At 67.9% G+C, this 26,724-nt stretch carries 26 protein-coding genes and 3 pseudogenes; 16 read left to right on the top strand and 13 right to left on the bottom strand.

The window, feature by feature from the left end; all coding sequences use genetic code 11:
- A pseudogene (locus tag AC07FK_RS32745) lies at positions 1-84 on the top strand (transposase); the annotation flags it as partial.
- Between the two features lie 426 nt (positions 85-510).
- On the opposite strand, the gene AC07FK_RS32750 reads toward AC07FK_RS32745, so the two are convergent.
- Both AC07FK_RS32750 and AC07FK_RS32755 read right to left on the bottom strand, forming a co-directional pair.
- Complete coding sequence (locus AC07FK_RS32750; RefSeq protein WP_479108551.1) at positions 511-999, bottom strand: acyl-CoA dehydrogenase family protein; 489 nt, start codon at positions 997-999, stop codon at positions 511-513.
- Between the two features lie 17 nt (positions 1,000-1,016).
- Positions 1,017-1,481 (bottom strand): hypothetical protein, encoded by a 465-nt coding sequence (locus tag AC07FK_RS32755; protein ID WP_479108552.1) that lies wholly within the window; start codon positions 1,479-1,481, stop codon positions 1,017-1,019.
- On the opposite strand from AC07FK_RS32755, the gene AC07FK_RS32760 reads away from it, so the two are divergent.
- Together AC07FK_RS32760 and AC07FK_RS32765 are read left to right on the top strand one after the other, a co-directional pair.
- Positions 1,480-2,235, top strand: coding sequence for an SDR family oxidoreductase (locus AC07FK_RS32760; RefSeq protein WP_479108597.1), 756 nt, complete (start codon positions 1,480-1,482; stop codon positions 2,233-2,235). The two genes, AC07FK_RS32755 and AC07FK_RS32760, sit on opposite strands and share 2 nt — an antisense overlap.
- A gap of 862 nt (positions 2,236-3,097) precedes the next feature.
- Positions 3,098-3,298: a DUF1918 domain-containing protein gene (locus AC07FK_RS32765; RefSeq protein WP_479108553.1), complete on the top strand. Its 201-nt coding sequence runs from the start codon at positions 3,098-3,100 to the stop codon at positions 3,296-3,298.
- Positions 3,299-3,746: 448 nt separating this feature from the next.
- Here the strand turns inward: AC07FK_RS32765 and AC07FK_RS32770 are convergent, their stop codons facing one another.
- The gene (locus AC07FK_RS32770; RefSeq protein ID WP_479108554.1) at positions 3,747-3,941 is read right to left on the bottom strand and encodes a hypothetical protein; all 195 of its coding nucleotides are present in this window, start codon (positions 3,939-3,941) and stop codon (positions 3,747-3,749) included.
- Positions 3,942-4,250: 309 nt separating this feature from the next.
- Positions 4,251-6,923: a hypothetical protein gene (locus tag AC07FK_RS32775; protein WP_479108555.1), complete on the bottom strand. Its 2,673-nt coding sequence runs from the start codon at positions 6,921-6,923 to the stop codon at positions 4,251-4,253.
- A gap of 140 nt (positions 6,924-7,063) precedes the next feature.
- Between AC07FK_RS32775 and AC07FK_RS32780 the strand changes: the two genes are divergently transcribed.
- Positions 7,064-7,890, top strand: a protein-coding gene (locus tag AC07FK_RS32780; RefSeq protein ID WP_479108556.1) for an IS5 family transposase whose coding sequence is annotated in 2 segments (ribosomal slippage) — positions 7,064-7,390 and positions 7,393-7,890 — 825 coding nt in all. Because the reading frame shifts where the segments join, the coding sequence is not laid out codon by codon here.
- On the opposite strand, the gene AC07FK_RS32785 is transcribed toward AC07FK_RS32780, so the two are convergent.
- From AC07FK_RS32785 to AC07FK_RS32800, 4 genes and pseudogenes are all read right to left on the bottom strand, one after another.
- Entirely contained in the window at positions 7,872-8,324 is a 453-nt protein-coding gene (locus AC07FK_RS32785) for a DUF5959 family protein (protein ID WP_479108557.1), read from the bottom strand. The genes AC07FK_RS32780 and AC07FK_RS32785 overlap by 19 nt on opposite strands.
- A gap of 173 nt (positions 8,325-8,497) precedes the next feature.
- Positions 8,498-9,085: pseudogene (locus AC07FK_RS32790) on the bottom strand (transposase); the annotation flags it as partial.
- Between the two features lie 22 nt (positions 9,086-9,107).
- A protein-coding gene (locus AC07FK_RS32795) for an IS630 family transposase (RefSeq protein WP_479108558.1) occupies positions 9,108-10,180 on the bottom strand; the annotation gives its coding sequence in 2 pieces (ribosomal slippage) (positions 9,108-9,670 and positions 9,670-10,180; 1,074 coding nt in all).
- A 63-nt stretch (positions 10,181-10,243) separates the two neighbouring features.
- Positions 10,244-10,846 (bottom strand): annotated as a pseudogene (locus AC07FK_RS32800) (transposase); the annotation flags it as partial.
- Positions 10,847-11,188: 342 nt separating this feature from the next.
- Between AC07FK_RS32800 and AC07FK_RS32805 the strand changes: the two are divergent.
- The 4 genes from AC07FK_RS32805 (at position 11,189) to AC07FK_RS32820 (ending at position 12,850) form a co-directional block, all read left to right on the top strand.
- Positions 11,189-11,782 (top strand): hypothetical protein, encoded by a 594-nt coding sequence (locus AC07FK_RS32805; RefSeq protein WP_479108559.1) that lies wholly within the window; start codon positions 11,189-11,191, stop codon positions 11,780-11,782.
- 258 nt (positions 11,783-12,040) lie between these two features.
- A complete protein-coding gene (locus AC07FK_RS32810) occupies positions 12,041-12,283 on the top strand; it encodes a hypothetical protein (RefSeq protein ID WP_479108560.1) in 243 nt (80 codons plus the stop codon).
- Positions 12,273-12,491 carry a LexA family protein gene (locus tag AC07FK_RS32815; RefSeq protein WP_479108561.1) on the top strand — a complete coding sequence of 73 codons (219 nt, stop codon included), beginning with the start codon at positions 12,273-12,275 and terminating at the stop codon, positions 12,489-12,491. The genes AC07FK_RS32810 and AC07FK_RS32815 overlap by 11 nt, the downstream gene beginning before the upstream one ends.
- A 14-nt stretch (positions 12,492-12,505) precedes the next feature.
- Positions 12,506-12,850: a DUF6233 domain-containing protein gene (locus AC07FK_RS32820; RefSeq protein WP_479108562.1), complete on the top strand. Its 345-nt coding sequence runs from the start codon at positions 12,506-12,508 to the stop codon at positions 12,848-12,850.
- Between the two features lie 348 nt (positions 12,851-13,198).
- On the opposite strand, the gene AC07FK_RS32825 is transcribed toward AC07FK_RS32820, so the two are convergent.
- The 3 genes from AC07FK_RS32825 to AC07FK_RS32835 all read right to left on the bottom strand — a co-directional run bounded on the left by AC07FK_RS32825 (position 13,199) and on the right by AC07FK_RS32835 (position 14,997).
- Positions 13,199-13,960: a GNAT family N-acetyltransferase gene (locus AC07FK_RS32825; RefSeq protein WP_479108563.1), complete on the bottom strand. Its 762-nt coding sequence runs from the start codon at positions 13,958-13,960 to the stop codon at positions 13,199-13,201.
- Positions 13,961-14,001: 41 nt separating this feature from the next.
- Positions 14,002-14,130, bottom strand: a complete 129-nt coding sequence (locus tag AC07FK_RS32830; protein ID WP_479108564.1) for a hypothetical protein — start codon at positions 14,128-14,130, stop codon at positions 14,002-14,004.
- A gap of 129 nt (positions 14,131-14,259) precedes the next feature.
- Positions 14,260-14,997: a hypothetical protein gene (locus AC07FK_RS32835; RefSeq protein WP_479108565.1), complete on the bottom strand. Its 738-nt coding sequence runs from the start codon at positions 14,995-14,997 to the stop codon at positions 14,260-14,262.
- 447 nt (positions 14,998-15,444) lie between these two features.
- Between AC07FK_RS32835 and AC07FK_RS32840 the strand changes: the two genes are divergently transcribed.
- Complete coding sequence (locus AC07FK_RS32840; RefSeq protein WP_479108598.1) at positions 15,445-17,022, top strand: ISL3 family transposase; 1,578 nt, start codon at positions 15,445-15,447, stop codon at positions 17,020-17,022.
- Between the two features lie 49 nt (positions 17,023-17,071).
- Here AC07FK_RS32840 and AC07FK_RS32845 read toward each other — a convergent pair whose 3' ends face one another.
- Positions 17,072-17,641 carry a suppressor of fused domain protein gene (locus tag AC07FK_RS32845; protein WP_479108566.1) on the bottom strand — a complete coding sequence of 190 codons (570 nt, stop codon included), beginning with the start codon at positions 17,639-17,641 and terminating at the stop codon, positions 17,072-17,074.
- A 417-nt stretch (positions 17,642-18,058) separates the two neighbouring features.
- Positions 18,059-18,502, bottom strand: coding sequence for a hypothetical protein (locus tag AC07FK_RS32850; RefSeq protein ID WP_479108567.1), 444 nt, complete (start codon positions 18,500-18,502; stop codon positions 18,059-18,061).
- A gap of 500 nt (positions 18,503-19,002) precedes the next feature.
- Between AC07FK_RS32850 and AC07FK_RS32855 the strand changes: the two genes are divergently transcribed.
- The 7 genes from AC07FK_RS32855 (at position 19,003) to AC07FK_RS32885 (ending at position 26,300) form a co-directional block, all read left to right on the top strand.
- Positions 19,003-20,214, top strand: a complete 1,212-nt coding sequence (locus tag AC07FK_RS32855) for a replication-relaxation family protein (protein WP_479108568.1) — start codon at positions 19,003-19,005, stop codon at positions 20,212-20,214.
- A gap of 149 nt (positions 20,215-20,363) precedes the next feature.
- A complete protein-coding gene (locus tag AC07FK_RS32860) occupies positions 20,364-20,516 on the top strand; it encodes a hypothetical protein (RefSeq protein WP_479108569.1) in 153 nt (50 codons plus the stop codon).
- 490 nt (positions 20,517-21,006) lie between these two features.
- Complete coding sequence (locus AC07FK_RS32865; RefSeq protein ID WP_479108570.1) at positions 21,007-22,176, top strand: RCC1 domain-containing protein; 1,170 nt, start codon at positions 21,007-21,009, stop codon at positions 22,174-22,176.
- A gap of 23 nt (positions 22,177-22,199) precedes the next feature.
- Positions 22,200-23,426 (top strand): RCC1 domain-containing protein, encoded by a 1,227-nt coding sequence (locus AC07FK_RS32870; protein WP_479108571.1) that lies wholly within the window; start codon positions 22,200-22,202, stop codon positions 23,424-23,426.
- Between the two features lie 29 nt (positions 23,427-23,455).
- The gene (locus AC07FK_RS32875; RefSeq protein WP_479108572.1) at positions 23,456-23,965 is read left to right on the top strand and encodes a hypothetical protein; all 510 of its coding nucleotides are present in this window, start codon (positions 23,456-23,458) and stop codon (positions 23,963-23,965) included.
- Entirely contained in the window at positions 23,962-24,990 is a 1,029-nt protein-coding gene (locus AC07FK_RS32880; RefSeq protein ID WP_479108573.1) for a hypothetical protein, read from the top strand. Before AC07FK_RS32875 ends, AC07FK_RS32880 begins: the two co-directional genes overlap by 4 nt.
- A gap of 119 nt (positions 24,991-25,109) precedes the next feature.
- Positions 25,110-26,300: a hypothetical protein gene (locus tag AC07FK_RS32885; RefSeq protein WP_479108574.1), complete on the top strand. Its 1,191-nt coding sequence runs from the start codon at positions 25,110-25,112 to the stop codon at positions 26,298-26,300.
- The last annotated feature ends 424 nt before the right edge of the window (positions 26,301-26,724 follow it).

The raw sequence follows: 26,724 nt of genomic DNA on the forward strand, positions 1-26,724 counted from the left end.
ATCCGCCGCTACATCATCTGGCGGAACAAGCATGCCGCCGACGAACGCCTCCGCGAGGTCGTGAACAGGGCGAACGTTGCCTGATGCGGCACTAGCGCACCTCCCACCACCGCTCCGGCCTCTTCCAGGTTCGTAGCCGTTTGCCCCGCTAGTCCCAGGGCAGCCCCGAACAAGGCCGGCCAGGAGCAGATACCAACTGCAGCGCCAGCCAACCCCCACACCCGGCCGAGCGCCCAGGTTCTCAGCCTCTCCCACGAATTGCCGATGACGTCACGCTGACGCAGTTCATCTGAAACCAGACTATCCAACTCCCCCTTCAACGTGTTGCCGTCAGGGACACGCGAGTCGATCCACAAGGCTTCATCCGCTGCGGACGCGACCACAACGGACAAGAGGATTTTCCGGTCGAGGGAATATTTAGCGAAGCGGGAATCTCCCTCGTCCAACATTCGGCGGTACGCATTGGCGAGATCACGGACATGCTGACGCTGAACAGGCACAAGATCACGGTTACCCCAGTACCGCGACGCAGCTTGCCTTCGACACGCACCGCACTGCGGCAATCTGCCCATCGGCCCCCCCGCGCCGTGCCGCTCCGGCAGCACGGCCACCGCAAGATGTGATCGCGCCGTCCGCGTTCGCGGGGAACTCCGCCATGCCGTTGACGGGGAACAGCGCCCGGGCCCCGCAGCGCTCCCGGCTCTCGAGGACGATCTCCCGGGCCTGCCAGGTGATCCAGCCTTTCGCCACGGCCACCAGGCGCTCGGCGTCCGCGCGGTCCTGTCGTTCGTGGGTGATCCAGCGGTCGGTGACCGCACGGTGGAGGAAGGTCATGGCGTAGGCGGTGGCCACGCGTGTCAGCAGGCGGGCGTGGTGGCTGCGGTGCGCGGCCAGCGGGACGCGCTGCCCCGCCGCGGGGGCGGAGATCTGCCGGGTGTGGGCGTAGCGGACGGCAATAGCCAAAGCTGCCCGGCAGCCGCCGAGCGTGGCGGCGCTCATGCAGAGTTTCCCGATGCTCACGCGGCGGACGGCGTGCAGGAACCGCTTGCGGGTGCTGCTGAGGGTGCTGGTGAACTGCCGTCGGGCAGCAGTCGTCCGTGTTCGCCCTGCAGGAGAGCCGTCCGCGGCAGGCGTACGTGGTCGAAACTGGTGACGCAGTGGCAGTGGTCGACCGGGCTGCCGACGCGTTCGGGCAGCAACCTCACGGTGATGCCCGGCAGGGGCCCGCGCTCATCGCTCAGCGGGGTCAGGAACAAAAAGACGCCCTGGTCCTGGCCCTCGATCAGCAGCCGGGCGGCCACCAGGGCCGTCTTCGGACCGCCTGCCGCGCTGTTGTTGGGCATGTACTTCTGCGCGCCCTCGTGCGGAGTGTGCAGCACGAACTCTTCACGCCCCCGGTCGTAGGCGGCGACGGTCTCCATCGCGGCCGCGTCGTTGCCGTGCGCCCGCTCGGTGCACAGGAACGTGCCCGTGCGCGTCATCGTGGTGAACTCGCTGACGTCACGTGGCGGTGAGACGCGGTCGTCCAGCAGGCTCGCCGAGGGAGCGCTCGTCGCGGTCCACTACGGCGGCAACGATGCGGCCGCCGCGGAGACCGTGGCGCGGATCGCCGAAGTCGGTGGCCGGGCGTTCGCGGTGCGGGCCCGGTTCGGCGAGAGCGGTGCGGTGGACCGGCTGTTCAAGGAGCTCATCGCCGGGTTGGCGGACCACGGCGCGGAGGGCCTGGACATCCTGGTCAACAACGCGGGCATCCACTCGGTCAGTTCGATCGGGCAGCTCACCGAGGAGGAGTTCGAGCGGCTGCTGGCGGTCAACGTGAGCACGCCGGTCTTCGTGGTTCAGCGGGCGCTGCCGCTGCTGCGGGACGGCGGACGGATCGTCAACATGGGATCGGCGGCCACCCGGATCGCGGAACCCGGCCAGATCGGTTACACCGTCACCAAGGCGGCGCTGGCGGCTCTCGGCCCGTCGCTCGCCAACGAGCTGGGCCGGCGTGGGATCACCGTGAACACGGTCGAACCCGGGGTGGTGCTGACCGACATGATCGCCCCCTACGCTGCGGTTCCCGAGGCGGTGGCCGCGCTTGAGTCGATCACCGCGCTCGGGCGGATCGGCGAGCCGGAGGACGTCGCCGACGTGGTGGGCTTCCTGGTGGGAGCGCAGGGGCGCTGGGTGACCGGCCAGACCATCGATGTCTCCGGCGGTACCTACCTCGGACCGATCGCGGCCGGGTGATCACCCGGGGCACCCTTAGGAATCCTTTCGAGGAACTGCTTGCCAAGACTGGGCTGCGCTACTCACGCCACCTGGCCGAGGCTCCCGGAATAAAGCTGGGGTCCCCGGGCTGGACCTAGGAACCCTGCTGGCCCGATCGCGATACCTGCGGTAGCCGAATGGATCACTTGCTGACCGTGGCGAGCTGGGAATTCGACGGAGAATCCTTGCGGACCTGGCTGTCTGTGTGCCGCACCGACGATGTCGCGGGCAGGGCAGCGCCCCATCGGACACTACTTGAACTGCTCATGGCTGGGGGACACCGAGCCAGGCACCAAGCACTCAGCCGGGCCGTACCAGTGAGCGGCACGATCCCATCAAGGAAAGCAAACAGCTGAGCGCTCTCGGAACTCACCGACACCGACTTCCCGCGGCAGCGGGTGCTCTCGCCACTGACCTACAACCGCTCTCGTTGTCCGGTGACATAACCACTCCGGCGAGCACCTCCAGCGCCGTGGCCGCGTCCTCGACGGCGCCCGAGCTCCACTGCCCGGGTCCGCGGCGTCGGCGAGCGCGCACACCGCTATCATCGCGTTCTCGGCCAGTGGGTCCAGGGAGGTGGAGTGCTGCATGTTCCGCCCAACGAGTCCGGCCAGTCCGTGGTGCTGGAACCTCATGATCGCTGTGCCGTCCGGGTCGACGGCACCCGGCAGTCAGGGCCCGGTGAGGATTGAGTGGTTGCCGATGCGGCGCCAGATCACGTGCGACGCGACCTTTGAATAGGCGCCACTGGTAGGCCAGTTGGGTACTGTCTGCTACAAGGCGTGACGCTGGCTGATCAGCAGAGTCACTGCGCTAGGACTCAGCAGAGAGGAAGGCAACGATGCACGCCAGTGTAGGAGACCGTCTTGTAATGCATGGCCGAGTCGTCGGCAAAGAGGACCGGGTTGTAGAGATCGTCGAGGTTCTCGGGCCGGACGGAACACCGCCCTACCGCGTGCGCGCCGCCAACGGCCACGAGACCATCATGTCCCCTGGGCCGGACACCGTGGTCGACCACCGCGAGGCGGCCGACGAAGCCTGACAGGCCAGGACCGCACAGACCCCGAAGGGCCCGCCACATGGCGGGCCCTTTCTCCTGCCCGCATACCGCCCGAAGGACGGAACACGCATGTCCGAACCCCCTCCGACGCCGGCCGCGCCCTCGACTGACGCACCCCCGAACCCCACCTCGACGCCTCAGGCACCGCCGCCAACGCAGCAAGGTCAGAGAGCCGAACCGGTCGGCTGAAGCGGGGCAGGGCCTCGTACGTGGGCACGTGAACTCCTCCAGGAAGAACGAAGCCCCCGACCGGTGGCCGGGGGCGAGGGTGGCTGTTCGTGTTGAAGGGCGTCGGTGACGTGGTGTGCTCAGCGGTTGTGGGTAGTTGGGGCAGTCGTGCGCTGCGGGGCGTTCGATGACGGTGGAGTCGGCTGGAGCGGAACCTCGGGGCGGGCGGGGCTCGTGGGGGCGCAGCATTCGCACGGCACCATCAGCTGTCGCCGTAGTGCTCCCGCATCACCTCCGCCCACTGTTCGGGCCGGGCCGCCTGGCAGCCGGAGCATCGGCGCCCTCTGACGCGCTCGGCGACGGGGAAGTCGGACTGCGCGGAGCGCACCTGGAGCACGTCCAAGAGCAGCGGTGCGGGGCATAGGGGGCAGGGCCCGCCGTACCTGGTGGCGTTCATGCGCGGGAGAGTGCACACACATGTGGCCTACCGTCTCGGCTGCAGGGACGGCCCGCCTGGCGGGCGCTCCGACAAAATCTTGCTGATGGCTTCCCGCGGGGCGGGAGGGACCCCAGTTCGCGCCGTGCTCGCCCTGCTGCGCCCGAAGCCGGACGTGTCCCAGCTCGCCAGCGAGCCGGCCGACGTCCTCGCCGCCGCGCAGGCCGCCTTCGACGCGCCTGCCGGGTTGGGCACCATCGCCTCTTACGCGACCGAGGTAGCGCTGCCTTTGGCGAGTGACTTCGTAGAGGGTCCGGCCAACGGACAGGCTTACAGAGGCTCGCCCATGCGGATGTTCTCGGAGATGTAGCGGAAGTAGGGATCGGTCTCGGACTGCCGGGGCCGATACTTGGTACCGGGAGGGAACCCTCCGACCGACTCCTCCAGACTCCCAGCCCACCAGCCTTCGACGAGGCTCGCCTGCGCCTCCAGACCGAAGGCGCGCCACGGCGGTCCGGGCGGACCGTACTCGTAGCTGGCGTCGCCGCCCATCTTGTCGAGCGCGGCCTTCCAGAAGTACTCGCTTTTGAACGACTTGTGGGCGATCTGCCAGGCGTGGGTGAGCTCGTGCACCAGCAGTTGGCCCGGGACGACTAGGCCCTTCGGCGGGTCGACCGAGGTCAGCGGGGAGTCGAACGCCACACCCAGATTGACCAGGATGGTGCCGTCGGCGGAGGGGGTCACGAATGCCTGGCCGTCCTGGCCGGAGAGGTTCGTGAGCCTGATCTTGTCCCACGGCAGGGTGTCTTCGAAGAGCTCCCGTGCCATCGCCCTCTCCGCTGCGTTGAGCCGGCGGTCCTTGATGAGCGCCTCTCCGATCAGCACGCCACCTACGAAGGCCGGGACAATCATGGTGGGGCCGACGAGGAACGCAGCGCCGCCGGCCACCATGACACCGCACAGACCTCCCGGTCCGATGATCGAGGTATCGGCGACGTCGCCGATCTCGCTGCCGACAAGGACCAGAGCCGCCAGGCTCTGGCCCCCGGGCCCCAAGGGGAGGAGCAGCGACTGGACCACCGCGAATTGCAGCACGTCGCCGGCCAGCTTCGCGGCGTCGCCCAGAGTCCCAATCAGTTCGGAGCTCCGGCTTACCACGATGGAGCCCGAGCGCAGGTCGGGCCACATGTCGGCGATGACCTGCCTGCTCGCGTCCTGGTCCCAGTTGGACTGCTCCGGGCCGGCTGTGTCGGTCCCGAGAACTTGCCCCGATATCTGGTCGATGAGCGCGATGACGCCTCTGCTCGACCGTAGTACGGCGCGGACGGTGAATTTGTACGAGAATAGTCCTGTGGCCCGCATGAAGCCCCTGAATCGTGCCGACCCGTCACTCTTGATCTCGAACTCGACCCGTCCGCCCAGCGGAACACCCGCCGGTGTGATCACCGGTTTGGTGAACGTTCTCGACTCGGGCCGTTGGAGGATGGTTAGCTCAGACACAGCAGTCCCGCGATGCTGGCCGTTGTTCGAGTTCCACTCGATGCCCAGCGGCAGCTTAGTTACGGGACGGGCATTGTCCTGGATATCGATGCGGAGTTTCCGCTGCACCTCGGTCTCGGTGGGCTGCACGGTCAGCGTCGCCGACTCCACGCTCACGCCGGGTGGCAGCGGTCTGGGAGTCAGCCGGATTTCCTTGAAGCCTCCGCCGGAGTGGGCGGCGACCGTCAGCTGGCCGGACGATCCCGTGGGGACGCTGATGCTGGTGGGGGACACCAGGACTTCCGTCCTGCTCGGGACGACTGTGACCTTAACGTCCATGGAGGTTGTGATGGCATCGTTCACGCCTCCGGCGCTGAGCAGCGCCACCAGCTGGGCGGTCTTCAGCCGCCCCAAGGGCGCGGTGGCAGAGACCGAGATCGGGAGCCATGCTTTGACCGTCTCCCTCGGCCCGAACACCAGAGGGGCCGGCGGCGACAAAGTCAGGTTGTCGTTCCCATCCACGAGTTCGAACATCACGTAACCCGCAGCGCTGAGCCCAGAGGACACTGTCACGCCGAGTTCCAAATGTGCACCCTGGGCCAAGGTGAACGTGTCCTTATTCAGTCTGACCGACACGCTCTGGACGATCGCCGTAACGGAGACCTCGACCGGCCTCCACGGCGGGGCGATCACTGCCAAGACCGCTCTCTCGACGCCGCCGCCGTTCTCCGCGGCCCGGCAGGCGATATCCACCCTGACCTGCTGTCCGGCCGCCACACTCACCGGATTCGTGCCCGTGGCATGAGCGAGTTCCACGTGGTGGCTGTACCCGCCCTCCTTGATCAGCTCCAGCTCCTCCTCGCTCATGCCGGCGAGCAGCCCGCGTGCTAGAGCCTCGCCGTAAGTGAGGTTTTCCTCTCCCCACACGGAGATCTCCGACGACTGGATCGTTGGCCCACCGCCGACGAGGCAGGCGCGCACTTCCGCGCCGGAAGGAGCGCTGTCGATGGTGCAGCTCATGTTTCTCGACTGGCCCGGTTCCATCCACGCGCTCAGCTGCCCGTCCGAGACCTGCGGTTGTATGCCACCGCCTTGGCCGACCGCGAAGTAGAGAGGCAGCTCGACCGCCGAACCCGACAGGCTGGCGACGAGACGTCCCGTCCACCATTTCGGGGATCCGTCCCAGGGGACATCGGAATACAAGAGTTCGATGTCGACGTCCTGGTTGGGTTCTACAGGCACGGACTGCGAACCCCTGCCCCTGACGACCACCCTGGTGTCCTGGGCGAAATGGTGAGCGGGATTGTTCTGCTCCTCCTCGGTCAGCCCTTGGATCTCCTCAGGAGTAAGGGGGCGCCAATACATCTCGGAGACGACGATGTCCCCCACCGCGACGAACGGATCGACCCCTTCAACACGGAGGCTCAGGTGCCCGGTGGGAGGGTCAACTAGCCGGACCCACTGGCGGGTGGTTGAATCAGGCATCATCCGTGTGCAGATGACGTTCGGATTGAATTCAGCCATCACCACTCCTTGGCCGATCACCCACCTACCATCTTCAGTCTGCTCTCCGTGCGGCACCGTGTCCTCCTGACTAAGAACTCCTAACGAAATGATCTTCGAGGTGGTTGGATCACTCCGGGAGCGATGACCGGGGGTGCGGGGTGGCGCGGCCGAAGCCGTGGGAAGTCGATGCCGAGCTGTGGGCGGTGATTGAGCCACTGCTGCCGAAGGTGGAGCGTCGGGCTCGGCACCCGGGGCGCAAGCGGCATCCGGATCAGCTGGTGTTTCAGGGCATCCTGTTCGTACTGCATACCGGGATCGCCTGGGAGCACCTCCCGCAGGAGCTCGGCTTCGGTTCGGGCATGACCTGCTGGCGCCGCCTGGCTGAATGGACTGAAGCCAAGGTCTGGCCTCGGCTGCACGAGGCTCTCCTCGCCAAGCTCCGCAGCGTCAACGCCCTGGCCTTCTCCCGGGCGGCGGTCGACGGCTCCCACATCCGTGCTTTAAAGGGGGCTCCAAGACGGGACGAAGCCCTGTTGACCGGGGCAGATCTGGCAGCAAGCACCATCTGATCACCGACGCCACCGGCATCCCGCTCGCGGCCACCCTGACCGGCGGCAACCGCAACGACGTCACTCAGCTGATCCCACTCCTCCAGGCCGTGCCTCCGGTGCGAGGCAAGCGTGGCCGACCCCGGCGCCGCCCCGACGTCGTGCTGGCCGACCGTGGATACGACCACGACAAGTACCGCCGCCTGGTGTGGGACCTCGGAGTGAAGCCGCTGATCGCCCGCCGGGGCACCGAGCACTGCTCCGGACTCGGCACTCAACGCTGGGTCGTGGAACGCGCGTTCGCTCACCTGCACTGGTTCCGCCGCCTGCGGATCCGCTGGGAGATACGCAACGACATCCACGAAGCCTTCCTCACCCTGGGGTGCGCACTCATCTGCTGGCGACGCCTGGCAGCAGTTCAGCGCCGCCACTCATAGACGCCCGGTGAGGACTGCAGGACCTCGCTCGGCCACTCCTTCAGCACCCGCCCAAGCAGCCTCCGCTGCTCGTCGATCCAACCCTCTTCAAGGTTCATAGGAAGGAACACCGAGACGCACGAACTGCTCGGATCTTCTACATGAACCGCGGGAGTCTCATGCTCTTTGTTGTGCGGCTGGATCCTGATTTCAGGGCTGTGGCCGTCGTCCCTCCAGCAGATGTCCTGCCCTGCAGCGAGGAGATCCAGAGCATGGGACCAGTCCTCCAGGTCGGACGGGGACAGGGACATGGCCAGTCGACCGCTGACGAAGCTGCTCGTGATCAGGACCTCTGCGTCGAGCTGGTCGTGAAGATGCAGCACACCCGGCGACCGACGCCCCAGCACACGCAATCGAAAGCCATTGTCACCATCCGAGAGGCTGATCAGTTCCACCGTGCACCCTCTGCTCTGACTACCTTCAACCGGCAGGGCTCATGGTGCTGAACCAGAGCTTCAGCCACAACCAGATTGCCACCCTCATTCCGTTAGGAGTTCTAAGGGCTGTCCCGTAAATGATCTCTGAGTGGCCTCGGGCATGGTGGACTGCTGTGCTGTCCAGCTGTGGTCTATCCGGCGAGGGCGAGGTTGTGCATTCGTGCGATGCCGAGCATGGCGTGGTGGACGCCGTCGCCTTTGAGTCGGCAGTCGCGGAGGATCTTCCAGGTTTTCATGCGGGCGAAGACGTGCTCGACGCGGGCGCGGACCTGCTTGTGGGACTTGTTGTGGGCCTGCCTCCAACCGGGCAACTCCTCGCCCCCGCGGCGCCGGTGGGGCATCACGAGCCCGGTGCCCGGATATCCGCCGTCGGCGATGGTCATGGTTGTGCCGACGGAGGCCTTCGCGCCGGACTCCTCCCACGCCTTGCAGTCGTTGCGGTTGCCGGGCAGAGGCCAGCCGATCACCACGACAAGGCGGGTGTCGGCGTCGATGACAACCTGGTGGTTGGTGGCGTACCGGTAGTTCTTGGACTGCTCGGCAATGCTGTGGTCGCGGGTGGGTACCAGGGTGCCGTCCACGATCAGCACGGTGTCCCTCGCGAACCGCTTGCGGGGCTGGAGGGCGAGCATCGGCCCGAGGTGATCGATGACCCGGTCCGCCGCAGACTTGGATATCCCGAACAGTGGAGCCAGCTGGCGCATGGTCAGGTTCGTACGCTAAGAGGTCCTACTGAGGTTTTCAGGGTGGGGTCGGCGGGTTGATGGCCAGGCTTGTGGCGGTGAGGCAGCCGTCGATCAGGCGGGGCCGGAGCTGGATTCTGCGTAACTCGCGGCGAAGCTTGCGGTCGAGGTCGTCGGGTGTGGTGAAAGCGGTGTTGGCCATCGATCGGCGCACGAGTGACCAGACGGCCTCGACGGGATTCAGGTCGGGTGCATACGGCGGAAGCCGGACGGTGGTGAGCCAGTCGTGCTCGGCCTCGTACTGCTTCAGACCTGCGGCCAGGTGGGTGTTGAGGTTGTCCCAGACCACCACGATCGGGCCGTCGAGCTGGATGTGTGCCCGCACCAGGAGGTCGCGGTAGTCCTGCCAGGAGAAGCTCTTGCGTGCGCCCTTGAGCAGGAGGTGCGTGCGGGGCCGGTGGATGAGACGGCTCTTCTCGCCGGGCTTGTAGCAGCACAGCGCGGCGACCGAGGTCCGGCGGCGGGACCTGCCGCGGACGCGGATGACGGGGGTGTGCCCGCGTCGGCCCCAGGTGCGGGCGACCGGCGGCGTCATCGAGAAGCCGGCTTCGTCCTCGAAGACGATCCAGGCCCCGCATGCCGCCGCGAGCCTTTTACCCGGGGCCATACCTCCTTCTTCCACAGCTCCACCGCGTGCTCGTCACGCTCCAGTGCTCTGCGGGCGGGTGCCTGCCAGGACCAGCCGTGCCGCTTCAGTAGCCGCCACACCGTCGCCACCGACAGGCTCACTCGCAGCCGACGGCGGATCACCGTCTGAACCCGGACCAGGGTCCAGCGTTCGTCTTCGAATCCGTGCGTCACCGGGCCTTTGCCGAGTTCCTCCTCCAGCACGGCGAACTGGGCGTCAGTGATGATCGGTGAGTTCGCCGGACCCGCGGAACGCAGGCCCTCCATGCCGCCCTCGCGCCAGGCACGGCGCCAGCGTTCCACCGACCGCACGCTCACCCACAGGTCCTTCGCGATCACCGCGGTCTTCTCACCCGCCGCGAACCGTTGTCCAGCCTGAAGCCGGATCCCCTCACGAAACGCCCGACGCTCAGCGGTCAGGCCCCCACCCTCCGAATACCTCACCTCACCGGCATACCGCAGGGATCATGAACCGTCACTACCCGACGACAACCCGAAAACCTCAGTAATCGTCCGCTGGGTTGTGGTGAGGTCCCGGTTCGGAAGCCGTCTGATCGGTGTGGTCACCCAGGGGCCGGCGCCGATGTAGGCGCAGTCGGCTAGGACGGGAACACCCTGGCGTTCGCAGATCCGGATGATGCGGTGTGTGCGGGCCGCGGTCAGGTCATGGGTGCGGCCGGGCAGCGCGGGTGAGATCCACAGCAGCTTGCCGGTGGGATCGGCCACGACCTGCACGTTCACGCCGTGACGGCGGTGCTTCTGGGAGAAGTCGGCCCGGCTGTCGCCGACCCGGTCGCACTCGGCGAGCGTCCCGTCGAGCAGGACGTGATCAGGATCGGCTTCCCGCAGGACACGCAGCAGGCCGGGTGCCCGACCGGACAGGTGCTCGACGACGGCCTTGACGTAGGCGTGGGCGGTGCCGACGGATATGCCGAAGTCGGCGGCGATCTGTGCGACCGTGTCGTGCCGACGAAGGTAGACCAGGCCGACGAGGGCGCGCTGGTGGGGCGGCAGCTTGCAGCGTCGGTCACCCTCACGGGTGACGATGAGCATGGATACCCACTCGACCAGAGCATGAGGCAGGTCGAGTGCGGCAGGATGGGGAACCAACAGGGCTCCTGTGCTGATGGGTTGAGACTTCGAACACCTCCCTCAACGGCGCGGGAGCCCTGTGCGTTGCGGTCCTCATCCTGACTCGGCCAGGGTCACTCGATCAGTGGCCACTCTGAAAGAGCTCAATGATCAATCTTGGATGGCAAAGATCAAACTTCAATGACACAGGACAGCCACACCGGTGTGCCTGAGCACGGAACGTGTCACCTGACAGTTGTCCCGACCTCGCCCTCCGAGGCGGCGTGAGCAGGATTGCTGTCACCGAAGGTGCATCGTTCTTGTCACCTTGAGATCGTTTGTGGTCTTGACGCTGGACACAGACAGCCCCGAGGAGACGAGTTGATCACGGAGTACCAGCAGAAGCTGCGCGAGCGCTACATCGCCGCCACCATCATGCCGGCCCCGGAGCCGTGGCAGCCGGTGCTGGACCACAGGACCCCCATCGGGGGTCTGCTCGGCATTGGCTTCGCCGTCCATCCCGACAGCGGGCACGACCTCGTCATGGTCGTGTCCAGCGACGGCCATGGACTCCTCGACGCGGTCACCGGCGAGAAGGTCTCCCGCGACCGGGACCCAGACCCCGACACCAGCACTCCGGACGCGTCGCCGGAGCTCACCTGCCCCGGGCTCGGCCCGATCGAGGGCACGCCGGTGCGTATCGCCGGGCTCTTCGGCGGCGGCCTGCACAGCACCACTCCAGACGGCTGGACCTTGGACCTCGTCAGCCCCGAGTGGCCCCACGACCGCGTCATCCTCTCCGCCGACGGCGGGGCCCACAAAGGCCCGGCGGGAGGGACGTGGTGGCACATCTTCCACTCCGAGTACTCAGAACTCCGCGCAGCCGGGTTCTCTCCCTCCGGCCTGACCCTGGCGGTCGCCACCAGCAGCGACCTCACCCTCTGGACCCGACCTGAGCTCCGCTTTGACGATTGAGCGGGACAGCGGGACAGCAGGCGACAGAGCGGCAGATGGACCGGGCAGAGCCCGCCGGGATGCTGGGAGGCCAGGCCAGGGCCTGCGAACCCGTCGACGACGCCGGCGCATTCCTCGCTTGCATGGGAGTCCGACAAGCTGAGCGGTGACAGTTGTCCTGCTCAAGTGACAACCAGCGTGCTCAGTCACAACCGGCCGACCCCAGTGGCGCATCGCCCGGTGTGCACAGGAAATCGAACACGTGGTCTAATTTGAGTCATGGCGCAAACCACGTCCCCCGGCGATCTGGCACAGGCGCGGGACGACTGGGCCCGCACATACGCCGCGCTCGCCGCCCCCCACCCCCACGACACCACGGCGCTGCGCCGCCGCCTGCTGCATCTGTCCGGCCGGGTGTTCTGGCACCCGTTCTGGCCCGCCCAGCCCGGCCGGTCGACCGCTGCCCGGGCGGCCCTCTGCCGGCCCGCACGCACCCGAGAGGCGGGCAGTCATGAGGGATGAGCTGCCGCTGACCGCGAGGCAGGAGGACGTCCTCGCCTGTATCCGGCGCGGAATCCGGTCGCACGGCGAGGCGCCCACCGTGCGGGAGATCGCCGCCCAGGTCGGTCTCTCCAGCCCGTCATCCGCGCTGTACCAACTCAGAATCCTGGAGCGGCGCGGCCTGGTGGTACGCAGCGACAGCCGCTGGCGCCTCTACACGCTCGCCTGAGCAAGGACACCGCTATGTCCGAGCCTTTCGATCTCCCCCCTGACCTGCCGCGCCTGCGCGTGCTGGAAACATTCCTGCTCGCGCTCCTGGCCCGGGTACGCGAGCGGATCAAGCACCTGGAACAGCAAGCCGTCATCCACGAGAAGATCGAGCGGCAGAAACCGCCGCCGGAATGGACCCTGCAGATCAGCATCAACGGACACAGCCCCGTCGCCGTGCACGCCGGCGAGTGCTCCATAGGAGGCAGCAAGGTCCGAACCAGAGCGATCAGCCGGCAGGACGCCATCCGGGCGCTGCAGGACGGGGTGGACGCCTGCTCACTGTGCCGCCCCGACACCGAGCTGGGGATCCTGGAGTAGGCCCGGCGGCGGGCCGGGTCGGGCCGGACCCGCCCGCGCCGCCGGGTGCGCCCAGTGTGCCGCCGATGTGACGTGCAGCGCGACATTACAGGCGCACGCGAGCCTGTCGGGATCACCAGGGACACCGACCTGTGATGTGACCGCCCGGTGAGTGATCGAATGGCGGTCGGGCGGTGCTGTCTCGTTCGGTGCACGCTGTGGCCGTGTCGAGGCGCGTGCCGGCCGGATAGCTGGTACCCGTCACGTATTCCTGATGTGCGGTATTCCACCGCGTGTTGGTGGACGCGCACTGTCGGCGGCGAGCACGATGATCACAGCGTCCCGTCACCGGCACCCGGTGTCTCGCAGTCAGTCCCGTTCGAAGCAGTGGGAGTGCCCGATGACGGAGAAGCCGCGGCGCTCGTACCAGTGTCGTGGCCAGTCCTTCGCATCAGCGGTCAGGAACCGGGTGGCGCAGCCCCTGTCGGCGGCCAGGCGCAGCGCGGTGGTCAGGACGGCATCGGCGTAACCGCGCCTGAGGTGGGCCTCCGAGGTGATCAGGTCCTCGATCTGGGCTATGCCAGTTGCCTGATCCAGATAGAGGTCGGCCCATGAGGCGACCTCGCCCTCCTCCGTGCGGGCGCCGAAGAAGTGAACGATGTCGGCCCCGCGGCGGCGAGCCTCGCGTCGGTCGACGAGATGGCGTAGGACCTCGTCGTCGACGTCCGGAAGAAGGCCCCGCCATCGCCGGGTGAGTGGGATACGTATCGCGTCGAGGTCCAGCTCCTCCGCGGGCCCCCGGGTCGGCACCGGGCCCGCATGCAGCATGACCAGATAGGTGGAGTGGGTGTATCCGGCCCGGGTCAGCGGCTTTGCGCACGCCATTGCGACTTCGTCGTCAAGGACGGAAATCATTCGGTGTGGCAGATGCCCCAGTGCTTCCTCCGCGATGGCGGGCACCGCCTCGGAGTCAACGGCCATGTCGATGATGACCTGGTTGTTCGCGCGGGAATGCGCGAAGGCGTCGTCATATACGGCGAACCCACCCGGGAGGTCGACGATGCACGCGGCCTGGCGGCGGGCGAAGGCCGACAGGAAGGAGTTGATCCGCTGCAGCTCTGAGTTTGGCATGGGGGGAGCGTAGGCAGTCGTGGACCATGGCGGCCTACGAATTACCCCCGGTGTGGAGAAGGGTTCTCGGGGACCTTCAGGCCCGACATCTTCGCTTCCGGGCCCGCGTCGGCGTCGAGCTGGGTGAAGTCGACGTCGAGGTGCGCTTCGTACCGCCTCTGGCCCGTCACTGAGCTCGAGTTAAAACCGGCGGGTCCTCCGGCTTGCCGACGGACGCGGCTTCACCGTGCTTATCCGGTGCGACCACGCCGGCCTCCTTACCCCGCTCGCGGTCGACGCCAGCGCTGCCAGGCGCTGACTCACGACGCCTCCCGGATGGCCGTCCACCCGGCCGCATTGAACGCGGCGTCACCCACGGCCGCCATCTCCGGCCTGGGCTGGCCCTTGGTGTCGCGCAGCACGCGCTCCGTAGCGTCGCCCGTCAGCTTCCAGTCACCGTCCTGCCACTGCGCGCCGTTGAGGGTGCGGGTGTAGGAGCTGGACTCCTTCGCCGTCTCCCCGTTCTTCTGCACGGCACGGGCCAGAAGCCACACGCTGACCTCGTCGCTCGCTTCCTTGATGACCTTGTAGCCGACCACGTGACTGCGCACGTACGCACCGGGCGGCAGCGGTCCTCCCGCCCTCACGCCCATCTGCCTGGCCAACCACTTGTCGGTCTGGATGGCCTCCAGCTCGATTCCCTCGGCGTTCTCCGAGGATTGGTCGGCCTGCCCGATGTACGAGTGGTAAATGCGCAACTGCTCGTCTGCCGCGGACCGATTGCCCTCCATCGTGGTGGAGTTGGCGGCCGCCATCATCGCCACGGCACCCTCGGTGGTGTGCGGGAAGCCAATCGCGCTCCCGCGGTCGTCGGTGCGCATCCCCCGCGGAAGCGCCGCCCACCGCTCCGGCTCGGTCCACTCCTCGGGAGCCGCGTACGTCGACGAAGGCCTGGCAGAGCCGGACGCGCTCGCCTTCGGCCCACCTTTCGGCGGCGTGTCCGAGCCGCCGTCGCCCCCGGTAGGCACGGCGCAGCCGGCCAGGACCAGGACGGTCATGCCCACAGCACCTGCCGCCCAGGCACCCTTGGTGTTCCACTCCCTCCTCGTGCAAGCCATGTCAGCCGCCCGCAGGCCGTCGTACGTCCATGTTGATACCCAGTAACTGCTGGACCTCTGTCCTGGACAGGTAGCTGCCGCTCACGCCCATAGCGCTGTTCCTCACGATCGCGAGGCCGGTTCGTCCCCGAGTCAGATCATGGAACGGGCCGGGCAGGCGGCACGTGCAGAGCGCCTTTTCCTGCCTAATTCGTCGTCTGTATTGGCCGAGAACAACCCCTTGTTTGGCTTTGTTCACGACGTTGGGTTCTGGCTCAGGTTCTGTGGTCTGGCCACGCTGAGTGACTGCGGGGCCAGGGGGACGGGTCTGCGAGGTCGCCCGAAAATGGCTCTTCGGTCTGGTGGTTGGGCTGACAGTTCGGGGCCGTGGATGACCTTGCGTTTCGGCTGAAGGATCTGTTGTTCCCGTCGGTGGCGGACGTGGTGGTGCTGTCGTTGGACGTGAACATCGCGATAGTGCGCGTTGATGTCCGGTGCGCGACGGCAGGCGCGTCATGCCCGTTGTGCGGGACGTGGTCGGACCGGGTTCATGGCTCCTACCTGCGCTTTCCTGCTGACGTGCCGAGTGGTGGCAGAAACGTGGTCCTCCGGTTGCGCGTTCGGCGGTTCACTTGCCCGAATGCATCCTGCGGGCGGCGGACGTTCGTCGAACAGATATCAGGGCTGACGCGTCGCCACGGCCAGCGGACGGAACGCCTTCGCTCGACGCTGTCCGACATCGGACTGGCACTGGCCGGCAGGGCCGGCGCCCGTATGGCTCGAGTGCTCGGCGTCGGCGTCAGCCGAAGCACGGTCCTGCGACTGGTCGACGCGCTGCCAGAGCCGGAGCCGCCCGCCCCGAGGGTGATCGGTGTCGACGAGTACGCGACCCGCAAGGGACGGCACTACGGGACCGTCCTGGTCGATGTGGAGACCCGTAGGCCGGTCGACCTGCTGCCCGGCCGGGAAGCGGCCAGCCTTGCGGCCTGGCTGGCGAGGCGGCCGGGCATCGAGGTGGTCTGCCGGGACCGGGCACCGTTCTTCACCGAGGGCGCCGCCGCCGGCGCGCCCCAGGCGGTCCAGGTCGCCGATCGGTGGCACCTCTGGCACAACCTCAGCGAGGCCGCCGAGCGAAGCGTCTCCCAGCACCGCCGCTGCCTGCGCGTACTCGTTCCCAGCGCACCGCAGCCCGAGGCAGAACCGGCTGTGGCAGCCGAGTCCACGTCCTCACCGTGGACGACCAGCAGCCGCTTCGCCGACCGCACGAGGGCCCGGCATGCCACGACCCACGCCCTGATCGAGGCCGGGCATAGCCGACGCTCGATCCAGCGGCAGCTCGGCATGACCTACCGCACCGTCCAGCGTTTCGCCGACGCCGCCCGGCCAGAAGACCTCTTCACCGGCCAGTGGCAGAACCGGTCCTCTGTTCTGGACGAGTACAAGCCCTACCTCGACGACCGCTTGAGCGAGGGCTGCACCAATGCCTGGAAGCTGTGGGAGGAGATCGTTCCCCTCGGCTACCAGGGGAGCTACGCGCGCGTCCGCGCCTACCTGCGCCTCAAACGGACATCTCCACGGCCGGTGGCGGCCCGGCCGCCGTCGCCCCGCGCAGTCGCCGGATGGATCCTGCGCCGCCCCGAGGCCCTCACCGAGTCCGAACAACTCCGGCTCAAGACCGTTTCGACCAACTGCCCCGAGATCGCTGCCCTCGCCCGCCACGTTAGGTCCTTCGCGACCATGCTGACCGAGCGCCAGGGCGAACGTCTGCCGCAGTGGCTCGACGCCGTCCGACAGGACGACCTTCCCAGCCTCCACACCCTCGCCGCAGGACTCGAACGCGACCGTGACGCTGTCATCGCCGGCTTGACCCTGCCCTGGAGCTCGGGCGTCGTCGAAGGACACGTCAACAGGATCAAGATGCTCAAGCGCCAGATGTTCGGCCGAGCCGGCTTCACACTTCTGCGAAAACGAGTCCTGCTCGCCTGATGCTGTCCAGCAAATGAGTCATCCAGACCAGGGCAGGCTCCCTCCAATATCAGATTGCGGGGCGACGCAGCACGTCAGCGGGCTCCCAATCGCTCTTCCAGAAGGTTTCAAGCCCGTTCTCGTTGATGAAGTGCCGCTCCACCTCGTGAATGGGGTACATCCCCTGGATGTTGATCACGTCGTGACCCTCGTGTCCCGGAACGCTGACGTCGATGCCCAGGTAGTCGTCTCTGTCGAGGACCATTGGCGCGAACACGCAGAATGCCGTCATCTCCGACTCTGGCACGATTCGCTCGCCGAAATCGATGGTGCTGCCATAACTGAAGGGACAGGTGCCGCGGAGCTGCTCGGCGAGGAAGCCCACCGCGTGGGCCCAAATCACGTCGGTGGAGTTCACGCTCAGACAGAGTTCCGGCGAACCATGCCTCCAGTCCGGATGTTCTGCCAGCGACAAGCCGTAGGTGAGCGTCGTGAGCAGCCCGTCCGGTAGGTCTTCGTACACGATCTCCGTCACACCGCGGAGCCCCTGTTTGGTCGACTCGACAGGGAAGAACCGCGGATCACGCCCCCCGGAGAGCCGATCAAGATGGGCGAGGTACTTCTCTACGCGACTGGCCATGTAACCAGCCTGCACGATCACCCACACGCGGACGCCACTGGGGCGCCACCAGTAACGCTCTGCAACGGGTCCACAGAAGTTGAGCCAGAACCCATTCTCGTGAACAAAGCCAACTGCCCCTCGATCAGGTGCGGCCAGAGGCGTGCGACCCCTTGTCCAGCTCCGCTACACCCCCTTGTCCAGGTCTGCTACCGAGGACGTTCCCCCTTGACACAAGCGGTTTCGGCTGGCGAACAGGTCGCGGTCAAGGGGGTGTGTGATAGAGGAGCCCGCCCGGCTATGGAGCGCGCCTCGGTGCGGTGGGGCGATGTCGACGGAGCGCACCACGATGGCGCGGTGCGGTGGGGCCCGGCGGCCGTGCGGATGGCAGTGGTGCGGTCCCGATGCGCGCCGCACCACCGTGGTCCCGGATGCGCTTTACGCGGTGGGCCGGCGCACCGGGTGCGCTTCCATCGCCTGCTTCATCCCTGCGGCCTCCAGCTGGCGGAGTACGCCGGCGACGTCGCCGTGCTCCTCGGTGAGGATGTTGTCGGTGAAGCGGATGATGGTCTGGGCGATGCCCGGCGCACCGGCCAGGCACTCGCCGTCGCAGAGGAGTTCCAGCAGAAGCCGTCCGAGCGCTGCCGCCAGGAAGGAATGTGCGCAGGGCTCCGCGTCGTGGTCGTCCACTGCGGTGATCGGGATGAAGATGCGCGCGGCGACGTCCAAGAGCATCCGGAGCACCTCCGGGCCCATGCCGTCGATGACCGCGCAGGCGGTGTCGATGTCCCCGGCCTGCATCGCCCGGATGTAGGCGAAGGCGGTGGCGACGTCCTCCGGCTCCATCGGGGCGAGCGGCGCGGTGATGGTGTTCTCGGGCATGACAGCTCCTCACGTACGGGCCGCCCCGCTGATCGCGGCGACCTCGAAGCCACCCTCGAACCGCGGCCTGTGGACAGAGTCCGAACGCCGGAGGGGGAGAACTCTCCCCCTCCGGATTGATCACGATGCGGTCACGGCGGAGGGGTTTTCCGAGGTCGGCGTCACACGAGAGCCGAAGACCACACCTGTAGAAGGTGAATGGCGGGATTAGCCCGCCCCACCTCCAGGAGCATCCTGTGGCGAGCACCGTAGACGAGCCCGAGCAGACCCCTGTCCGGGGCGAGAAGACCCCCTCCGTGGCCCCCTCCATCACCCCCTCCGCCCCCGACGCCAAGGGCCGGGCGTTTCCGCAGGTCAGACCCGGCGGAAAGGGGGTCGCCGCAGGTCCGAACAACCCTCCTGTGCAAAGGAGTCCTAAGCACAGGAGGACTTCGACCGAGCCCAGGCGCCGGGAACTGCTGCAAGCGCTGGGGATCTTCCAGAGGGCTACGCCCGATCAGTTGTGGAAGCTGACCCGTCCGGACAACCAGCACGACAAGCTCGTGCGGGACAACCTCCTGGATCTGGAGGAGCACCACCTGGTGAGGATCGAGTTGGTACGGGAGGACCAGCGGCAGGTGTGGGTGCTGACCCGGCGAGGACATGGCGAGGCGAAGAAGCTGCTGGAGCCGAAGGGCATACGGGTCTCGGCGCTTCGCGAGGAGAAGTACGACCCGGTTACCGGGGAGCTGCTCGGCGCCAGCTACGACGACCATGCCGCGGCGGTCACCTCGACGGCCGCCGAACTCCACCGTGCCGGGATCGGGCACCGGTTCGGCTTCCAGACCGAGATCGGCCACCGGCTCGCAGGCGGCTACGTGCAGTGGGCGGACCTGGTGGTGCGGGCCCCGACGGCCGGGGTGCCGGTAATGCTGCTGGAGATCGACCGCCGCACCGAAGACGCGCACGACCTGGTTACCAAGCTGCGCCGGTACTGGGAGTGGGGCCGGCTGCTGCCACGGGACGCGGACAAGCACACCGTGAGCCTGGTTCGCTCGCGGCCGGGCGCGATCGACCACGTCGACCACGAGAAGCGGCTGTGGCGCCGGTTTTACCCGCCGACCGGCCGGGAGGGCCTGGTGGCGTTCGTGTTCGCGGACAGCACCGAGGCCAAGGTCGACAACACGGTCGCCGTGCTGGAGGAGGCCGGCCGCCGCTACTGGGCGCCGCGCCGGTACCAGACCTACCACCGGGGGATCACCGCGCGGGACTACGGCCAGGCCGTGCCGGTCGTCGTCACCACCCTGGAGCAGCTGACGGAGCACGGCGCGGACGCGGCGGTGTGGCGGCGGCTGGGACGGACGGACGAACAGACACTGACCGACGCACTCGACAACCCCGACGGCGACGCTCTCTACCGCGACCAGGCCGCCCGCGCCGAAGCGGAAGAAGAGCGGCGCAAGGCCGCTGAGCGGGAGGCATGGCGGCCGGTGTGCAAGCGGTGCGGACAGAAGTTCACCGACCAGCGGTGGGAGGAGACCACCATGCACAGTCAGGTGCCGAAAGCTGGCGACCTGTCCATGTGCGGGTCGTGCCGCGCCGACGACATCGCCCGCGAGAAGGCCGCAGTCGAAGCCGCCCGCCTCCAGGCCGCCACACCCTCGGAGGCGGAGCACGACTACGACCAGGAGCCGGGCCGGTCCCGCCGCGGCCTCTTCCGCCGACGGACCTGACCGGGCAAGCCGAAGGGGACCCCTGGGCAAGCCTCCCTCCAGCGGGGGGTTGCCCAGACCACCTGGTCGGCGCTGGGCTGGGCACCGCGAGCCGAACGGCCCGGCCACGACGAAGGTCGGCGACGGGTTCGACACCTTCAAACCTCACCGTGGGCCTGGTCGTCGACCCTGACCTGACCAGCTGGCAGGGGAAGGACGAAGACGCGTACGCGCACGTGCGGCGGCTCGGCATCATCACCGACATCGAGCACCAGGCCGTGGACGCCGCCCGCGACCAGGCCCTCGAGATGCTCGAGGAATGATCCGGCCCGTTCGCTGGCGCCACCGCGTGGAGGTCATGGCGGTGGGAGTCGGCTTGGCCTCCGGCTCGTGCGCGGCCCGCACGTGGGCCGGGGGGTGACGTGGGCTGGGGTTTGCGCGCCCAGTGGGCCAGTCCTTGCGGGCATCTGTTTTCCGGCGTCGTGGAGTACCCGCCGCGCCCACGTTGGGGTCGCGGGATGGGCCAGTGAACGATCCGGTGGGGCCGGACTGACCTCGCTGTATCACTAGAAGTAGCTTGATGGATACAGCGAGTAACTCACAGGAGTGAGTGATCCACCGCCCGGGGTGGTCATTTCGCCGTAGTGCGCATGTTGTGGGTGAAACGGTCCAAGACTCCTGCCTGTGCCGAGCGCATATGCGGCTCAAGCCGCGTTGTGTGCTGCCGAGATGGCGTTGTCCGGCATGCCGTTTTCCAGTGAGAGGGCGAGTGCATTGCGTACAGGGGCAGGTAAACGGCACAGGGCGCGGTGGGTGGCGCTGGCGGCCGTCGCGGGGTTGGCCGTGCTGGCAGGGCCGGCGGCCGCGGGAGCGGTACAGGCCGCTTCGGGGCCCGAGATCATGACGTGGGGGGCGGGGGACGCGGGCCAGTTGGGCGACGCGGGCAGCGGGGACCGCTGGTCACCGGGGCCGGTGACCGGGCTGAACCGGGCCGAGGTGGAGGAGATCTCCGCGGGCGGTATGGGAAGCGACACCTCGTTCGCGGTGGCCCGGCTGGAGGACAAGACGGTACGCGCCTGGGGCCACGACTCCGCCGGGCAGTTGGGCAACGGCTCCCGGCACGACCGGGCCACACCCGATGTGGTGGCCACTCTGCAGGACGTCGATGACGTGGCGGCGGGCGGCGCACACGCGCTGGCGGTCAGCAAGGGCCGGGTGTGGTCCTGGGGTGAGAACGGGGACGGCCAGCTGGGCAACAACCGCTCCGGTGACGACAGCACCGTCCCGGTGCGGGTGCCGAACATCTCCCAGGCCCGACAGGTGGCCGCGGGCTGCGATTTCAGCCTGGCGCTGATGGAGGACGGCACCGTGTGGTCGTGGGGCAGCGGTGAGCGCGGGCAGCTCGGCACCGGTGACCGCTCCTCCCAGGACGTGCCCCAGGAGGTCAAGGGTCTGAGCGACATCGCTGAGGTTGCGGCGGGCTGCCACCACGGTGTGGCCCGCACGGAAGGCGGCACCGTATGGACTTGGGGCGAGAACCTTCAGGGCCAGCTGGGCGACGGCACCTCCAAGGCCAGCAGCACCGAACCGGTGAAGACCAGAGGCTTGCGGGACATCAACCGCATCACCGCCGGCGCGGATCACACCTTCGCGATCCGTAACGACAAGACGGTCTACGGCTGGGGAAGCAACCGCTACGGGCAGTTCCTGGAATCCGACGCGACCAGCGAGCCCGACGCCACCCGCACCAACCGCAACACACCCGCAGCGATCGATGCGCTCGCGGGAGCCAGCGATCTGGCCGCCGGCCGCAACCACAACCTCGCCGTCCTCGCCAACAGGGTCGTCGCCTGGGGCGCCAACGGTGAAGGCCAGCTCGGCAACGGCACGAACGTCGACCGCTTCACACCGGTGACAGCGGTGCGCGGCGACTTCCACCACGTCGCCGCGTCACTGGCGGGCAACTCCAGCTACGCCTACTGAGCGCTCACGAAAGGCACACCAGAATGAAGACGAACCACAAGACTCTTCGTGCCCGGCGTGGACTGCGCGGCACCGGCGCCACGGCGGCCGCTGCTGCCGTACTCCTCGCGACACTCGCGGCCGCTGCCGTGCCCGCAGCAGCCGACACCGGCTCGCCCGACCCCTGGGTGTACAGCTGGGGGCAGAATGCCTCCGGTGAGCTGGGCAACGGCTCGACCGTCGAACTCCACACCCCAGGCCCCGTCCAGGGGCTGGCGCGCCAGGACGTGAAGCAACTGGAGGCCGGCGGAAACGGGACCACGGGGCCGTTCGCGGTGGCGCTGCTGAAGAACGGCACGCTCAAGTCCTGGGGCGACAACACCTACGGACAGCTCGGCGACGGCACCGTCAAGGCCCGCTCCTTCCCCGCCACGGTCACGGGCCTGAACGTAGTCAAGTCCCTCGCTGTCGGCTGCAATCACGCGCTGGCGCTGAAGGACGGGCGGGTGTGGGCTTGGGGCCGTAACGACAGCGGCCAGCTGGGCGACGGCACCACCAGCACCAAGGACACCGGCTCCGGCAAGCCCGTCGCCGTGCAGGGCCTGGACAAGGTGAAAGCCATCGCGGCCGGGTGCAACTTCAGCATGGCGCTGCGGCAGGACGGCACGGTATGGGCCTGGGGCAGCAACGACAACGGCCAGCTGGGCATCGGCGGCACAGTGAACCGCAATACCCCGCAGCAGGTGCCCGGCCTGGACGGGGTGGTCGCGCTCGCACCGGGGGCCTTTCATGCCGCTGTGCTTACCGCCGGCCACACCGTCAAGACGTGGGGCGACAACAGCGTCGGTCAGCTCGGCAATGACAGCAGCATCACCGTGGACAGCAGCGCACCGGTCGATGCGAAGCACCTGGAGGGTGTTGAGAAGCTCTTCAGCGGCGCCTACTCCGACTTTGCGCTTCTGTCCGACGGCAGCGTCAAGGGTTGGGGCCGCAACACCGAATCCCAACTGGGCGACGGCACGCAGGTCAACCGCACCACTCCCGTTCTCATCGACGGGCTCACCCATGTCCGGGACATCGCCGCAGGGCAATTTCACACAGTGGCCCTGCGTGAGGACCAGTCCGTCGTCGCCTGGGGATACAACTCCGCCGGCCAGTTGGGCGACGGCACGGTATCCATTGCCAACAAGCCGGTCACCGCGCTTCCCGCCGGCAGTGGCGTGAACCACCTCACCGCTGGCCGCAACGCGAACAACACCTTCGCGTACTGACCCTCGCCCTCCTCGAAAAGGAACTCACCGTGACTGTTCGTACCGCATGGACCCGTCAGGTCCTGGCCCTCGCGGCCGCCGTGTGTGCCGGAGCCCTCTACGCGGCCCCCACGGCCGGGGCCATCGCCCCGCCGCCGCCCGCTGAGTGCGCCCAGGACGACAAGAAGTGCCAGGAGGAGCAGAAGGAAAGGGAGCAGGAGGCCAAGCGTGAGAAGGGGGAGAAGGAGGCCGACTCGGGGCGGGAGCAGGTGGCCAAGGACTCCAAGGCTGCCAAGAAGGACATTGCCAAGGCACAGACCCAGGTCGATTCCTGCCCGCCACAGTCCAAGGAGTGCATGAACAACCTCGTCGGCGCGGGCAAGGAGCAGCAAGACGGCATCGACGACGCCCAGCAGAAGCTGGAGAACTTCCGCCCCGAGCCGCAGAACAACGCCGATGCCGCGGTGGACCGCGCCTGCGACGGCTTCGCCGCCACCCTTCCGCCCTCCGCCGCCCAGGACGAATCCCTCACCGACATCTGCGAGCTGATGGCGAAGTGAACAACCCGCACACCTCCCGAGGCCGCATTCGGCGTGCTGGCCGACTGCCCGTCACCGCGCTGGTGCTGGCAGCGCTGGTGCCCGCGTCCGGGGCCGTAGCCGCCGAGCACGCCACCGCCGACCAGGCTCGCCCGGCCATCCCCGTGGCGCAGGCGTTCGACAAGAACAACAAGCCGATGGCCTCGACTGAGCCGGTCGTGAAGTACTGCGCCAGCACCCCTTCGGGCTGCAGCTTTCAGATGGACCGTGCGGCAGCACCGCAGCAGTTCTTCAGCACCGTGAGGTCGCTGGGCAACGCGGTCATCAACTGCACCAAGAACGACATCACCGTGGACCGCACGATCCAGATGGAGACCGGCAGCCAGGACAACCTCGGCGGTGAGATCACCGGTTCCGTCGCCGTCCAGGGCCACATCAACGTCTCCGGAGAGGTCTCGGCGGGGGTCAACGGCGAGGGCCATGCCAACGCCAAGACACCCAACCTGAAGGAAGGGCCCTACGCCGAGGTCGGCGCCAAGGCCGGCGCCAACGCCGGCGGCAAGGTGGGCGCCCAGATGGGCCTGCAGGCCACCTTCTCCGCCGCGTTCAAGGCGCACTACGCCAAGACATGGACCACCAAGCACATCGAGACCACGAAGTACCAGATGACCGTCAAACGCGGAGACATCCTGGTGTTCGGCGCCAGCGCGGCCATGGAGCGGATCTCCGGAACGCTGAAGACCAACCGCGGCCAGCGCGTGAGCAACGTCATCGTCGACGGCCCTTCCACCGTCAACAGCAGCTCGTTCATCGCCCGCACCAACACCGCACCCGGCGACACGTGCGACCGGCTGCGCCCCGCGGGCAGCACCGCGGCCGGCGGCGACCGCTCCCTGCCGTCCGAGGCCACGGACCGCTCCCTGCCGGCTTCTCAGGCACAACGCTCCCCCGCGGATGCGGGTGCGGGCGATGGCCAGTCCGCACCGGACACGGCGGACGGCCTGACGCCGATGCCGGCCGATCTCGCACGAAAGGCACAGCAGTGACCCGCCCCCCAGCGCCACAGCACCGAGCGGGGCGGGCGCCCGCACGGCACCGCCCTGCCCTCACCGCTACGGCTCTTGCCGCCCTGACCGCCACCGTCCTGGCCGCCACGGTCACTGTTGTGCCGAGTGCCGTCGCGGCGGAACCTGCCCCCAGCAACGTCGCTGTCATCAACGGGGACTTCACCGGGCCGTCCTTCACCTCCAGCGGAAGCGGGGACAAACTGGCAGGCTGGAGCGTCCAGTACCCCTACCGGCTGCTGCCCTCGGACGCCGCCCACCCCGATAACCTGCCGGCCCTGCTGCTGCGCAATAAGCGCGCCACCGACCAGAGCATCAGCCAGCGCCTGCGCGGCGTACGCACCGGCGCCCAGGTCACCGTCACCTTCGACGACAACGCCGGCGGCCGCAGCCGCGCATGCACCGACGCCCAGCTCGCAGGCGGACAGCCCTACACCCTCCAGGGCTCCGGCGGCCCGCAGCAGAGGTTCACCACCGATCCGGGCAGCACCGCCTGGCACCGCGGCCGCACCTACACCTTCACCGCGAACGAGAACGAGCCGCTGCTCACCTTCGCCTCCGCGCAGACCACCGGCACCTGGGACTGCGGCCCGCTCATCGCCAAGGTCCGCGCCACCCACGTACCACCCCCGGTGGACATGAAGGTCGCCAAGAACCGGCTGCCCGCCCCCGAAGCCTTTGAGGGCAACGAGCGCATCACCGTGCGCACAGCGGCAGACCACTGTGCCAGCACCCGCACCAACTGCACCTACACCGTCGACACGGCGTACTCCTACACCTACTATGACAAGGCGCGCATCATCGGCGAGACCTACTTCAACTGCACCCGCAACACCGTCAGCCATGATCGGCCGGTGCGGTTCACCGGGCGCTCCTACGACAGCCTGAGCCAGCAGGCGGCCATCGACCGCCTGAGCAACCTCACGGACAATGTGAATCAGCAGTTCGAGGCCGGCGTCGCCGCGAGCTCTCCCGAGCCGTGGCGCTGGACGACCACCTCGGACAGGAAGGTTCACGAGACCATCGAGGCCGGTGAAGCCAGCTGGATCGAAGCCCAGCCAGGCCGCCAACGCACCGACGGCTGGTTCATCAGCGACGCCGTCGACCCCGACAAGCAGATCCGCCTGCATGTCGTCGCCGACGGCCCCTCACCTCTGGTACCCGACCGCATCTACCAGCGCACCGGCCCCATGACAGCGGCTGAGAAAACGCGCTGCCGCTCGGACCGCCCCTCCGCCCCCACCCCCGTGGACGCGGAAGCTCCCGCGGCAGCCACCGACCGCAACGACTGACACCCGGCTGCGAGCAGGGTCCCGGGCAGGAAGTGAGGACATCGAAAGGGCCGGCCTGCCTGGCGGCCCTTTCACTGGTGACAGATGTCGATGACTGAACCGATTCGGGGCCTTTGCGTTCTTATGGAGCGAAGCTGCGAGCGACGCGACCGATGACCGTGTCACCAGCCCCTCGACGCAACGACGCACTCACAAGCCCGCAGGACCCGTCCGGAGCCGAAAGCAGACGCCCCCGGACCTGCCCCAGTCGGCGCCCCGGAACAGGGCCGGCAAAGCGTTTCCGTAACGGCAATCCCAGACGGGAGTCATGTCCCTGCGAGGTCCCATGGGAACGGGGGGTCCGTCACAAAGGTGGCGGGGTGCTGGGGCTCCTGATCGTCCGTATGGGTGGTGGGAAGCAATCTGCCCGCCCGACAGTGCACGG

Source organism: Streptomyces sp. NPDC046122, assembly GCF_056429965.1.